This is a genomic window from Nocardia arthritidis, from assembly GCF_011801145.1.
In the GTDB taxonomy this organism is placed as follows: Bacteria; Actinomycetota; Actinomycetes; order Mycobacteriales; family Mycobacteriaceae; genus Nocardia; species Nocardia arthritidis_A.
In genome coordinates, this window is the sequence record NZ_CP046172.1 from 7,970,432 (window position 1) to 7,983,768 (window position 13,337).

Genomic DNA, 13,337 nt, shown 5'->3' on the forward strand with positions numbered 1-13,337 from the left:
GGTTGGTGAGTTGCCCGAATCTGAGAGCACTCACATAAGCGGCACAGGCTGCGGCCAGGTTTCGTCGGCAACCTGGTCGAGTAAGCCGACCGCGGATAGTGAGGTGCGCGATGGTGGAGTTCGAGGTGACCGGGACGACGGTGACGGTCCATGTGCAGGGCACACACCGGCTGCTCGCGCTACGCGACCACCTGAGCTTCGAGCTGTCGCACATCACCGCGATCACCGCGGCCGAGGTGGATCTGCGGCCGCCGTGGGTGCGCACCCCCGGCACCTTCTTTCCCGGGGTGATCGCGGCGGGCACCTTCCGCGGTAAGGGTCGTAAGGAATTCTGGGATACCCATTTCGACGGACAAGGCGTCCGGATCGAACTCGCCGGAACGGATTTCACCAGGTTGGTGGTGGATGTCGCGGACCGCGACGCCGTACTGCGACAGCTGAGCATCGCGGCCGCCGCTGCTTAAGGAATATAGGGCTCACCGTCCGCCTTCGGCGGCCGGACCTGCCCGACCGCGCCCGCGACGGCGATCACCGTCAGCAGATACGGCGTCAGCTGCAGCACCTCGGTCGGGATCGGCGTCGCCAGCACCTGCAACTGGCCCTGCAGCGCCTTGGTGAATCCGAAGAACAGCGCGGCGCAGGTGGCTCCGAGCGGATGCCAGCGTCCCATGATGACCGCGGCCAGCGCGATGAAACCGTTGCCCGCGGTCATCTCCTTGGAGAAACCGCCCGTCGAACCGATGGTGAAATAGGCGCCGCCGAGTCCGGCGACCGCGCCCGCCACCAGCACCGCCTGATACCGGACCCGCAGCACATTGATGCCGACGGTGGCCGCTGCGCGCGGATGCTCACCCACCGCGCGCACCTGCAGACCCCAGCGGGTGCGGGAGAGCACCAGCGCGATGAGCACGACCCCGGCCACCATCGCGTAAACCAGTGCGGTCTGGGTGAATACCGTCGGGCCGAGCACGGGGATGGCGGACAGTCCTGGAATCGCGATGGGCTGCATGGTGCCCGGACTGTTGAATCGCGCCGAACCGTCCCGCAGCCCGGTGAGCTGATCGAACAGGAACCCGGTGACCCCGGTCGCGAACACCACGAGCACCACGCCGAGCACGATCTGATTCACCAGGTAGCGAATGGAGAACACGGCGAGCAGCCAGGCCATGAAAACGCCCGCCACCAGCGCGGCAACCACCCCGACCAGGAAGCTGCCGCTCACCGACGCGACGATCGCCGCCGCGCAGGCGCCCGCGAGCAGCTGACCCTCGATGGCGATATTGATGACGCCCGCCCGCTCGCACAGCACGCCGGCGAGCGCGCCGAGAATGAGCGGTGTCGACAGCGCCAGCGTGCCCTGGATCTGATTGGTGAGCGGAAAGAGCTTGCCCGAGGCCGCCCAGCAGATGAAGGCGATCACGAACGCGATGCCGAACGCCGCGAACAGCACGGCCGCCCGGCGCCCGGACAGCCCGCGCCACAGTTGGGCGACGGCGATCGCCAGCGCGACCACCGATAACACCAGCGCCGTCGGCTTCGCCGCGACGTGCAGATCACCCGGACCGCTGCCGTCCGGCGCGGACAACCGGAACGCGACGCTGCCCGATTTCGTATAGAGGGCCAGCACGACCGCGGTGATCGCGAGGATCAGCAACAGCACACCCAATCGCAGCCGTCGCTGCCGGTGCGCAGGCGATTCCAGTGCCGCCGTTCGGGTTTCCATTCAGTTCCACCCCTTCGCCAGCACGGCCTCCGCGCGCTCCGCCCGAATCCGGAAGACCGCGCGCACCAGCGCCGGCGCGGCGACCAGCAGCACGATGACGGCCTGCAATACGGTGACCAGCGTGAGCGGAATGCCCGTCGCCGCCTGCATTTCGTGACCGCCCGCGTTGAGTGCGCCGAAAAGCAGTGCGGCACAGACGGTTCCGACCGGACTGCCGCGGCCGAGCAGCGCGACGGTGATGCCGTCGAAGCCGAAGGTTCCGGCGATGCCGTTGGTGAGCGGCAGGTCGGTTCCGAGCACCTGCTGGGTGCCCGCGAGCCCGGCGAGTCCACCCGCGAGCACCATGGCGAGTACGTACGCCGTGCCGACCCGCATGCCCGCGGTGCGCGCCGCCTCGTGGTTCGCGCCGACCGCGCGCAGCCGGAAGCCGAGGGTGGTGCGTGCGAGCAGCCACCAGACCAGCGCCGCCGCCAGGAGCGCGACCACGAGGCCGAGATGCAGCCGGGTATCGCCGAATCTGGGCAGCTGCGCATTCGCGTCGACCACCGGGCTGATCGGTTCACGGCGGCCGGGTCGCTGCAGCGGCGAGGTGGTCAGCAGCCAGGTGAGCGCGTACAGCGCGACGTAATTGCCCATGATGGTGCTGATCACCTCGTGGGCGCCGGTGCGCGCCTTCAAGATTCCCGCGAGCCCACCCCACAGCGCGCCCGCCGCGACCCCGGCGGCCAGCGCGACCACCACGTGCAACACCGGCGGCAGATGCCAGGCGAAGCCGACCCAGCCCGCGGCCAGCGCGCCCGCGATGAGCTGGCCCTGTGCGCCGATATTGAACAGGCCGGTGCGGAAGGCCAGCGTCACCGAGAGTCCGGTGCAGATCAACGGCGTTGCGGCGACCAAGGTTTCGGCGATCTGATGGGTGCCGCCGAAGGCCCCGGTGAACAGCGCCCGATAGGCGCCGGAGACCGCGGACCAGGCCGCCGAGAGGGTATCCGCGGGCCGCGCGAAGAAGTATCCGGCGGCCGAGGTCACGGCGGAATCGCTGACGATGATCAGCACCGCGCCGACCAACAGGGCGAGCACTACGGCCAGCGCGCTGAGTGCCAAGTCCCGCAAGCTGTTCCGGCCGAACGACCGGAGTTCCGGCTGGGGTTCGGCTGTTTCGCTACGGCTGTTCATCGCCCACCACCGTCGGCCTCGTCGGGAGCGCATCCGGCCATCATCAGCCCCAACCGATCTCGCGGCGTCTCCGGCCCGACGACACCGACGATCCGTCCGCCGAACATCACGATGATCCGGTCCGACAGCGCGTAGATCTCGTCGAGTTCGGATGACACGATGAGCACCGCGGTACCCTGATCGCGTTCCCGGACAATGCGTTTGTGCACGAATTCGATCGATCCGACATCCAGTCCGCGGGTGGGCTGCCCGGCGATCAGCACCGCCAGCGGGCGCGAAAGTTCCCGCGCCAGAACCACTTTCTGCTGATTTCCGCCCGAGAGCGAGCTCACCGGGTCGGCCACCGATTGCGCGCGGATATCGAATTCCTCGACCCGGTGCGCCGCGTTGCGCCCCACCGCCGCCGGTGACAGCACGCCGTGCCGGGAGAACTCCGGCCGATCGATCAGGTCGAGCACCAGGTTCTCGGCCACGCTGAAGGTGCCGATGTACCCGTCGTACGAACGATCCTCCGGCACATAGCCGATGCCCGCGTCGAGGTGTTCGCGCGGCGAACGGCCGAGCAGTTCGGTGCCGCGCACCGTGATCGAACCGCGCACCGGGGGTTGCAGTCCGAGCAGCGCGTTGACCAGCTCCGACTGTCCGTTGCCGACAACCCCTGCGATACCGACGATTTCGCCGCCGTCGACGTGGAAGGACACATCGTCCACCACGGCCGTGCCCGCCGCGTCCACCACGGTGAGGCCGGTGACCTCCAGCGTGCGTCCGGTCGGCGCGGCGGGTGTCTTGGCGACCACGAGTTCGACGGCGCGCCCGACCATCAGCTCGGCGAGTTCACTTTCCGGCGTGGTGGGTTCGACGGTGCCGACCACCGCGCCGCGGCGAATCACGGTGATCTTGTCGGCGATTCGGGTGACCTCCCTGAGCTTGTGCGTGATGAAGATGATCGAGGTGCCGCCGGCCGCGATGCCGCGCAGCACCGTCATGAGCTCCTCGATCTCCTGCGGGGTGAGCACCGCCGTCGGCTCGTCGAGGATCAGCACCTCGACGTCGTTGGCCAATGCCTTCAGGATTTCGACCCGCTGTTGTTCGCCCACCGACAGATTCGCCACCAGCGCGTCCGGATCCACCGGCAGCCCGTAGCGCCGCGAGAGTTCCCGCACCCGCCGACGAGCCGCCGCCCGATCCAACAGGCCGAAACCCTTTGTCGGCTCGCGCCCCAGCATCAGGTTCTCGGCGACGGTGAACACCGGTACCAGCATGAAATGCTGATGCACCATGCCGATTCCGGCGGCGATCGCATCGGCGGGCGAATGGCACCGCATCGGCTTTCCGTCGAGCAGTATTTCGCCCGCGTCCGGTTGCAGCAGCCCGTAGAGCATATTCATCAGCGTGCTCTTACCCGCGCCGTTTTCCCCGAGCAGACAGTGGATCTCGCCGGGCGCCACCACCAGATCGATGTGATCGTTGGCCAGCAGCGCGCCGAATCGCTTTGTCAGACCGCGTAATTCGAGGCGCATCTACTTGGCCGCTGGTTGCGCCTTGGACGCGATGGTGACCTTACCCGATGCGATATCCGCTGCGAGCGCGGTGATTTCGCTCTTCAGATCGGCGGGGACGGCCGAATCGAAGTCGTGGTACGGCGCCAGCCCGACCCCCTTGTTCGCCAAAGTCCCGACGTAGGTGGTGGTGCTGAACTGTTTGTTGAACGCGTCGGTCACCGTCTTCTGCACCGCGAGGTCCATACTCTTCTGCACGCTGGACAGCAGCGAGGAGCAGTATTCCGCGGCGCTCACGCAGCCGTCGGTGTCCACCCAGATCGCGGTGACCTTGCCGCCGGAGGAGTGCGCCGCCTCCAGCGCGCCGAGCCCCGCCGGACCGGCAACCGGCAGGATGACGTCGGCGCCCTGGCTGATCAGGTCGTTGGCCTTGGTCTTGCCGATGTTCTTGTCCTGGAAGTCATTGGTGATCACGCCCTGCTGGGTGGCCTCGTCCCAGCCGAGCAGCTGCACGTTCTTGCCCTTGTGCTGGTTGTAGTACTGGACGCCCTCGGCGAATCCGTCCATGAAGATGGCGACGGTGGGGATGTTGATGCCGCCGAAGGTGCCGACCTTGCCGGATTTGGTCATACCCGCCGCGAGGTAGCCCGCGAGGAAGGAGGGTTGGGCGGAATTGAAGACCAGGCCCTGCAGATTGGGTAGTGGCGGATTCTTGGCCGGATCGTAGGAGTAATCGACGATCGCGAATTTGGTGCCCGGATTCGCCTTGGCCGCCTCGTATGTCACATCGCCCTGTTTGAAGCCGATGGTCACCACGATGTCGCATTTCTGCCGGACCATCGTATTGATATTGGTCGGATAGTCGTTGTCCGACTTCGATTCCAGTTGCGCCTTCGAAATACCCAGCGCGGCAACGGCATCGGTGATGCCCTTGAACGAGGTCTGGTTGAACGACTTGTCGTCGAATCCGCCGGAGTCCGACACCATGCAGGCCTTGAAATTCTTCGCGGCCGTATCCGACTTTCCCTGCTCGGCCGGGGGGCTGCCGCATGCCGCGGCCAATGCGACCACGCAGGCAGCGGTCGGGATCAGCCGGGTTCTTCTCATACGTGCCTCCTGAAATGCGCTATACCGCAACAGATCTCGTGAGCCGATGCAATGCGGTAATTTGGAGGATCTTAGGCTGTCGCGTCAACCGATGGGGCCGTTTTCGCGATCACCTGCGGCTCAGGCCGGTTCGTTCCGCAACCCGCCGCACCAGATGCCGACGATCGAGCGGGTGGCCGAAATGTCGGCGGTCGGATCGCCATCGATGAGCACCAGATCGGCGCGCAGCCCCGGGGTCACCGCGCCGCGGTCGTCCAGACCGAAGTGGCGGGCGGGCAGTTCGGTCGCGGCGCGCAACGCCTCGACCGGCGTCAACCCCGCCCGCACCAGCAATTCCAGTTCGTAGTGCAGACCTTCACCGAACTTCGGGCTGAACCCTAGCCCGGCATTATTCGCATCCGTGCCCGCCAGGATCGGCACACCGGCGCCGTGCAGCGCGGAGACATTCGCCAGAGCGGTGTCCAGGGCGGCAGGACCGGCGACGGCGGTCCCGATCAACTCCATCATGGTCATGGTCGGCACGCAGATCGTGCCCTGCGCGGCCATTCGCGCGATCTCTGCCTCCGGCAGCAGATCTCCGTACGGAACGTGCGTGATGACGTCCGCACCGGCATTCAACGCCATGATGTACGCGCCCACCGTCGCCGCATGCGCGATCACCCGGAGCCCGCCCGCGTGCGCCGCCGCGACGACCGCCTTCGCGGTCGCCTCGTCGGGGCCGCCTTCGCCCGGCGCTTCCAGTATCAGCTTCAAATAATCGGGCCGGTGCGAAATACGTTCCGAGACAATGGATTCAGCCTCTCCCAGGTCCCGGATAATGCCCTCTGGACCGATGAAGTCCGCGTGCCTACCACCCGGACCGTACACCGGCATACCCGCGCCGCGGACCCGCGCGGTATCCGGAACCTGTCGCAGCCGGTCGAGTACATCCGGCGAACCGCCCATATCGAGCACCGTCGTCACGCCGAAAGATGCGAAGACGTCGAGGGTTTCGGGCCGGTCGAGATGCACGTGTGCGTCGATGAAGCCGGGCAGCAGCGCCACACCGCCCGCATCGATCACATCCGCCCCCGGCTCAGCGGAGATCGCGGAGCCGTCGATCGTCAGGGTCGTCGGCTCGGATAGTCGATGGCCGTCGAAGATGCGGACATTGGTCAGCGTGGTCATACTCACTCCATTTCGCCGGACGATCTGTCATACAGACACTACGAAATACATGGCGACACGTGAATGATTCACCTCGCATTCGCCCGGATGTGGACTCACCGGTGTATGTCAAGGGTCATGAGTGAAAACGAGGAGACCACCGGAGGCGAGACTACCGGGGCCACGGCGCCCCAGGGCGGGATCAGCAGGCGGTGGTTGTTCGGCGCGTCCGCGGGCGCCGCGGTCGCCGGACTCGCGGTCGGCGCGGGGGCGACGGCGGGGCTTCGGTCCGGCGGCAACGACGCGCCGCTGTGGCCGCGTTCGGCCGAACTACTCGGCGCGCCCGACAAACTGGCCGCGCCGCGGGTATCCGGACTGCACCTGCAGTTCGGGGCCGACGCGGCCCGTGAAGTCGTCGTCTCGTGGCACACGAACGCGTCGGTCGCCAAACCGGTTGTCCGCTACGGCACCGCGACCGGCGGATTCGGCAATGTGGTCGACGCGCAGACCCGAACCTACCGTGATGCCAAGTCCAGCACCGAGATTCAAGTGCACCACGCGCGGATCACCGGGCTCACGCCGGATACCGAGTACGTGTACGCGGCCGGGCACGACGGCGCGCCGCCGGAACTCGGCACCATCCGCACCGCGCCCGCGGGCCGGGCCGCCTTCCGCTTCACCAGCTTCGGCGATCAGGGCACGCCCACCGTCGGCAAACTCGACGGCGGCAAATATGTCAACGATAATCTCGGCTCACCGTTCGCCGGCGACGTCACCGCCGGAATCGAACGCGTCGCACCGCTTTTCAACCTCGTCAACGGCGACCTGTGCTACGCCAACCTCGCCACCGACCGGGTGCGCACCTGGGATGACTGGTGGGCCAACAACAGTCGCTCGGCGCGCTACCGGCCGTGGATGCCCGCACCGGGCAATCACGAAAACGAGCTCGGCAACGGCGATATCGGGTACGGGGCCTTCCAAACCTATTTCGCGGTACCGGATTCCGGCAGCGAGCAGCTGTCGAAGGGGCTGTGGTACGCGTTCACCGTGGGCGGTGTGCGGGTGATCGCGGTGGCCAATGACGATATCTGCTACCAGGACGCGGGCAACAGCTACGTCCGCGGCTACTCCGGCGGTGCCCAAAAGCGTTGGCTGGAAGCAGAATTGGCGAAGGCGCGGGGCGACCGCGGCATCGACTGGATCGTGGTCTTCATGCATCAGACCGCGATCTCCTCGGCCGACAAATTCAACGGCGCCGATCGCGCCATTCGCGAGGACTGGCTGCCGCTGTTCGACAAGTACCAGGTGGATCTGGTGCTGTGCGGTCACGAACACCATTACGAGCGTTCGCATCCGGTGCGCGGCACGCTCGGCACCGAAACTCTCACCCCGAAGCCCGCCGACACCCGCACCGACGTCATCGATACCACGAAGGGCACCGTGCACCTGGTGATCGGGGGCGGCGGCACCTCGGCGCCGTCGAACCAACTGTTCTTCCCCGGCAACAAGTGCCGCGTCATCACCGCCGCCGGGCCGGCCGACCCGGCCACCGGCAAGAAGACGCCCGTATACGTGCTGGAGGACGCGCCGTGGTCGGCCTTCAAGGACGCCGAACACCCGTACGGCTTCTGCTCTTTCGACGTCGACCCCGGGCGGCCGGGCGGCCAGACCAAGATCACCGGTACCTATTACGCGCTCACCGGGCCGACCAGTGAGCTGAAGGTCGTGGACCAGTTCACGCTGACCCGACCGCGTTCGGATAGCTGAACGATCACCCTCCGCCCGCGCCCACTGCCATTTCATGGCGAACGAACATAGGGCGCAATACAGTTGACGCCAGCGCACTCGTATCGGGGTCCACGGAGGACGAGATGACCGACCGGCACCCGCTGGCAGTCGGGTCGCAGTTCGGACCTTATCGGCTGGACCGGCTGATCGGGCGCGGCGGCATGGGCGAGGTGTTCGAGGCGTACGACACCGTGAAGGACCGGACCGTCGCGCTCAAGGTGCTGCCCGACCGGCTGGCCGACGATCCGGTTTACCGGGAGCGGTTCCGTCGCGAAGCACATGCCGCCGCCCGGCTGAGCGAGCCGCATGTCATCCCGATCCACGACTACGGCGAGATCGACGGACGCCTCTACCTGGATATGCGCCTGGTCGACGGCACCAGCCTGCGAACGCTGTTGCGGGAGGGGCCGCTGCCGCCCGCGCGGGCGGTCGCACTCGTCGCCCAGGTCGCGTCGGCGCTGGATGCCGCGCACACCGACGGGCTGGTGCACCGCGATGTCAAACCGGACAATATCCTCGTCACGCCGGAGGATTTCGCCTATCTCGCCGATTTCGGCATCGCGCATTCGACCGGCCGGACGGCGCTCACCAAGAGCGGTTCGGCGATCGGTTCCTACCACTACATGGCACCGGAGCGGTTCGCACCCGGCGCGGTGACGGCCGCGGTGGATGTCTACGCACTGGCCTGTGTGCTCTACGAATGTCTCACCGGGACACAGGCTTATCCCGCCGACAGCGAGGCGCAGCTGGTACGGGCGCATATGTTCGACCCGGCGCCACGACCCAGTCAGCTGCTCGCGGCCGGGTCGCCGGATTTCGACACCGTCATCACACGCGGCCTGGCCAAGCTGCCTCGGCAACGCTACCGCACGGCGGGCGCGCTGGCCGCCGCCGCACGGGCCGCGCTGGCGAAAACTAGTTCGGCGCGAACGGAAGCCGAAGTGCCGGTTGATATTTCACCGCACGGCGCGGAAACGGTGGAGTCCGATCCGGCCCCCGCAGAGTTCGGCGGGGCGCTGTTCGACGATCACTTGCTGGAACGATTGCTCGCCGCACATCCGGCGGATGACGCGGACGAACACACCGATGACGAAATCTCCAATGGCGTAACGGGATCCGATCAGCTGCCGGACCCGACGGAAGCACCCCGCAAGCCACGCCGCGGACTCGGACTGCTCGCCCTGCTCATCGCGCTGATCCTCGCCGTGGCAACCGATCTCGGCGTCTGGCTGGTCACCGATCGTCCCGTCACGGGTATCGCCGCGGCCGACGGTTCGGCACTGCGCGGCCCCGACATCGATCTGCTCCTCGCGATCGGACCCATCGGTTACAAACGCACGAATTGCTCACATGCACAGCCGGATTCGTGGTCCATTTCGATTCTCTTCTGCGCGGCGAACCCCCGAGCAGGTATGCCGGAGGCCCAGTTCCACCGTTTCCGCGGCCTCGACCAACTACAGGCCTACTTCCAACAGTTCCGCGAACTGTTCCACACGATGAACTGCCCCAACGATCCGCCGGGACCTGATGGCCCGTCGCTCGCGAACGGACAGACCGTCGGCCGGAAAGCCTGCTACGGAATTCGGACAAGCGATCCGGCGGCACCGCGACCGGCCATGATCCTGACGAACGAATCCGCGCTTGCCGTCGCGGAATATCAGTGGGCCGGCCCAGGCGAACTGATCAATCGCGACTACATCGCCGCCAACAACGGGTGGCAGTTCGTCCCGATCGACAATGTGCCGGATCCGGACCGATTCAGCGCCGCCGATGACGTGCTGTTCGCCCGGCTCACACCGGATTTCACCACGATGAACTGCCTGCACGCCGATCCGGCCGCCAATCTGGTGAACGCGATGGTGGTATGCGCGACCCCCGCCGATTTCCCCGGCGCGAACTTCTACGGCTTCCCGGACCAGCGCTCGGCGAGCCAGGTGTACCAGAACGATCGGGCTCAGTTCGGCGGTCACACTTGCGCCGGGGCGACGGACGACGGGTGGCGCAGAGGCGACCGCCCGGTGGGCCACTTCTTCTGCTATCCGAACGACGACCCCCGGATCGGCTCCCGGACCTGCCTTTTCGCCTTCGATGACCGGCAGCTGTTCGCCGCCAGGTTCTGTACGGCGCTGGCCAAGGATCCCGGGACCGCTCCGAAGACCGAAGCCGAGTTGTCCGGCTGGTTCGGGCAACACTTCAGCTGATCCGTTCGCACACCTCCGGCGATTTCGCATGCTCAGCGCTATAGCCCTAACGGGATAGTCTGTGTCAGACTAATCTGCGTTGTACTGATCTGACTCAAACTGATTGGAGCTGGGATGCAGAGCGTGAACTCGCTCGGGCTCGCGGTCCTACGACTGCTGTGCGAGCAGCCGCAACATCCATACGAAATGCGGCAGCGCATGGGGGATCACGGCATCGATGTACTGATCAAGGTGACCCGCGGCGCGCTCTACCACACCTTCGACGTACTCACGAAGGCCGGATTGATCGAGCTGGTCGAGACGACCAGGGAGGGCAAGCGGCCGGAGCGCACCGTATACGCGATCACCGACGCCGGACGGGAGGTCGCGCAGGAACGGGTGCGGGAACTCCTGGCGAAGCCGGCCCCGGAATACCCGAGTTACGCCGTGGCGCTCGCCTTCATGTCGCTGCTGCCCAAGGAACACGCGCTGGGCAGGCTGGAGCTGCGCTGCGTTCTGTTGGAAGCCGAATTAGCTTCCTGCACAGTGGCTTACGAGGGACTGCTGAAACGCGGCCTGCCCGCGCTGAGCGTGGTCGAGTGGCGGCACAAGCAGGCGCACCTGCGCGCGGATCTGGAGCTCACCAATGCGCTGATCGACGAAATCCGCTCCGGCGCAATGGAATGGTCGCTCCCGCAGGACGATTGGAAGTCGAACCGGTGAACCGTTTGCGTGGCAATCCGTGGGCGGTGCTGATCACCCTGTGCCTCGGCTTCTTCATGACCCTCCTGGACACCACCGTCGTCGGCGTTGCGATGCCGAATATCATTGCCTCCCTTGGCCTCAGCTACAGCGAGGTGCTCTGGGTGAGCAATGCGTACGTGCTGGTGCTCGCGGTGCTGCTGATCACCGCGGGCCGCCTCGGCGACCTGCTCGGCAAACGCAATGTGTATCTGGCGGGCGTCGCCGTGTTCACGGTGGCATCGGTGTGCTGCGCGCTGTCGCAGAACGCGGGCGAGCTGATCGCCGCGCGCGCCGTGCAGGGTCTCGGTGCGGCATTGCTGATGCCGCAAACCATGTCGATCATCGTCGCGATCTTCCCGCCCGACCGCCGCGGTACCGCGCTCGGCGTATGGGGCGCGGTGGCCGGGGTGGCGACCGTCGCCGGGCCGCCGCTCGGCGGGTTCCTGGTGAACGCGGCGGACTGGCGCTGGATCTTCACCATCAACGTGCCGCTCGGCCTGCTCGTCCTGGCGTTGGCCCCGTTGATAATTCCGGTGACCGCACGGCCGCCGCGCGCCGGGCGCTTCGATGTGCGGGGCGCGGTGCTGATCACCGTCGCGCTCGCGCTGCTCGCCTTCGCGGTGCAGGAGGGTCAGCGCTACCACTGGGGCACGGTGTGGTCGTTCGTGAGCATTCCGCTGTTGCTCGTGCTCGGGGCCGTGGTGTTCGCCGGCTTCGCGCTCAGTCAGTCGAGGCCGGGCGATCGTACGCCCATGGTGCCGATTCCCTTGCTGCGCAACCGAAATTTCGCGCTGATGAGCGTGTCGGCGATCGGCCTCTCGATCGGGCTGATGAGCATGGCCATCGGCTTCCAGCTCTACGCGCAATCGGTGCTCGGCTACTCGGCGCTGGCCGCCGGAATGATCAGCGCGCCGCTCTCGGTGGTCTCCGCGGTGGTCGGGCCGATCATGGGACGGTTGAGCGATCGGTTCAGCGGCCGCCGGATCGCCGCGGCCGGATTGGCCTTGTTCGCAGTGGGTTTGGTGATTTTCGCGCTCACCTCGCGGGTGGACAGCAGTGTCTGGGCGCTGGTGCCGGGCCTGGTGGTGATGGGCGCGGGGCTCGGCTGCGTCTTCGCGCCGCTGGCAGCCGTTGCGATGCACGATGTTCCGCCGGTCATGGCGGGTGCGGCGGCCGGTGTCATGAATGCGACGCGCCAGCTCGGCTCGGTGCTCGGCACCGCCGGATTCGGCGTGCTGCTCCAGTACGAGCTGACGAACAACCTTATGGGAGTGCGGGAATCGACCGTGTCGACGCTGCCGCCCGAGGCGCGGGCGGACTTCGTCAACGGTATCCATGGCGCGGCCGCCAACGGAATCGATTACGCCGCACTACAGACGGGCACCGCGGTACGCCTGCCACCCGATGCGACACCGGAACTGGCACAACAGATTTCGGTAGTGGCACGGCAGGTGTTCGGCGATGGTTTCGTCAGCTCGATGCACATCGCGCTGTGCCTGCCGATCGTCGCGCTGCTGGCCGCCGCAGGATGCGCGCTGCTCACCAGGGAGCGCACCCCGGCGCCCAGCGAACCCGAGCGGGAGTCGGTGCGGACCGCATGATCAAGGTCGAACATCGGTGCCCGATCTCGGTCGAATGAGCCGTTGACCAGCCATCATGGCGACTTACCTGCTTGATGCCTTGGTCGCTTGATATCATGTTCGTGTCACGCAAGTGATGCCGAGGGTGGAGACCGCCCGGCCAAGACGGTCCCCACCGGTGGGTTAGTTAGTCCGCACTCGGCGGACCACTACAGTGAGCGCCCCGGCGATCACGGCAGCAACTGCTAAGACGATGCCGTAATCGACCGGGGCCTTGCACTTTTTCCGGCGATGTTTCGCCATACCCCACCACCTCCTCTCTGGGCGCGGTGTCTGGACCAGAGTCCACCGCCCCGCGAAAGGAGGTAACGATCACATTACGACAGCCCACTGA

10 protein-coding genes are annotated in these 13,337 nt (G+C 66.6%); 5 read left to right on the top strand and 5 right to left on the bottom strand.

Features of this window, described 5'->3' with window-relative positions:
- Positions 1-110: 110 nt before the first annotated feature.
- Positions 111-464, top strand: coding sequence for a hypothetical protein (locus tag F5544_RS35950; RefSeq protein ID WP_167477289.1), 354 nt, complete (start codon positions 111-113; stop codon positions 462-464).
- Here F5544_RS35950 and F5544_RS35955 read toward each other — a convergent pair.
- The 5 genes from F5544_RS35955 to F5544_RS35975 form a co-directional block, all read right to left on the bottom strand.
- A complete protein-coding gene (locus tag F5544_RS35955; RefSeq protein ID WP_167477290.1) occupies positions 461-1,723 on the bottom strand; it encodes an ABC transporter permease in 1,263 nt (420 codons plus the stop codon). The genes F5544_RS35950 and F5544_RS35955 overlap by 4 nt on opposite strands.
- Positions 1,724-2,899 carry an ABC transporter permease gene (locus F5544_RS35960; RefSeq protein WP_167477291.1) on the bottom strand — a complete coding sequence of 392 codons (1,176 nt, stop codon included), beginning with the start codon at positions 2,897-2,899 and terminating at the stop codon, positions 1,724-1,726. It lies immediately after the preceding gene.
- Positions 2,896-4,419, bottom strand: a complete 1,524-nt coding sequence (locus F5544_RS35965) for an ABC transporter ATP-binding protein (RefSeq protein ID WP_167477292.1) — start codon at positions 4,417-4,419, stop codon at positions 2,896-2,898. The genes F5544_RS35960 and F5544_RS35965 overlap by 4 nt, the downstream gene beginning before the upstream one ends.
- On the bottom strand, positions 4,420-5,505 hold the full coding sequence (locus tag F5544_RS35970) for a BMP family lipoprotein (protein WP_167477293.1): 1,086 nt from the start codon (positions 5,503-5,505) through the stop codon (positions 4,420-4,422).
- Between the two features lie 120 nt (positions 5,506-5,625).
- Positions 5,626-6,672, bottom strand: a complete 1,047-nt coding sequence (locus F5544_RS35975; RefSeq protein ID WP_167477294.1) for an amidohydrolase family protein — start codon at positions 6,670-6,672, stop codon at positions 5,626-5,628.
- Positions 6,673-6,789: 117 nt separating this feature from the next.
- Between F5544_RS35975 and F5544_RS35980 the strand changes: the two genes are divergently transcribed.
- The 4 genes from F5544_RS35980 (at position 6,790) to F5544_RS35995 (ending at position 12,964) form a co-directional block, all read left to right on the top strand.
- Positions 6,790-8,418: a purple acid phosphatase family protein gene (locus F5544_RS35980; RefSeq protein ID WP_167477295.1), complete on the top strand. Its 1,629-nt coding sequence runs from the start codon at positions 6,790-6,792 to the stop codon at positions 8,416-8,418.
- Positions 8,419-8,522: 104 nt separating this feature from the next.
- Complete coding sequence (locus F5544_RS47680; protein ID WP_167477296.1) at positions 8,523-10,640, top strand: serine/threonine-protein kinase; 2,118 nt, start codon at positions 8,523-8,525, stop codon at positions 10,638-10,640.
- A 114-nt stretch (positions 10,641-10,754) separates the two neighbouring features.
- A complete protein-coding gene (locus F5544_RS35990; RefSeq protein ID WP_167477297.1) occupies positions 10,755-11,342 on the top strand; it encodes a PadR family transcriptional regulator in 588 nt (195 codons plus the stop codon).
- The gene (locus F5544_RS35995) at positions 11,339-12,964 is read left to right on the top strand and encodes a DHA2 family efflux MFS transporter permease subunit (RefSeq protein WP_167477298.1); all 1,626 of its coding nucleotides are present in this window, start codon (positions 11,339-11,341) and stop codon (positions 12,962-12,964) included. Before F5544_RS35990 ends, F5544_RS35995 begins: the two co-directional genes overlap by 4 nt.
- Positions 12,965-13,337 lie beyond the last annotated feature (373 nt).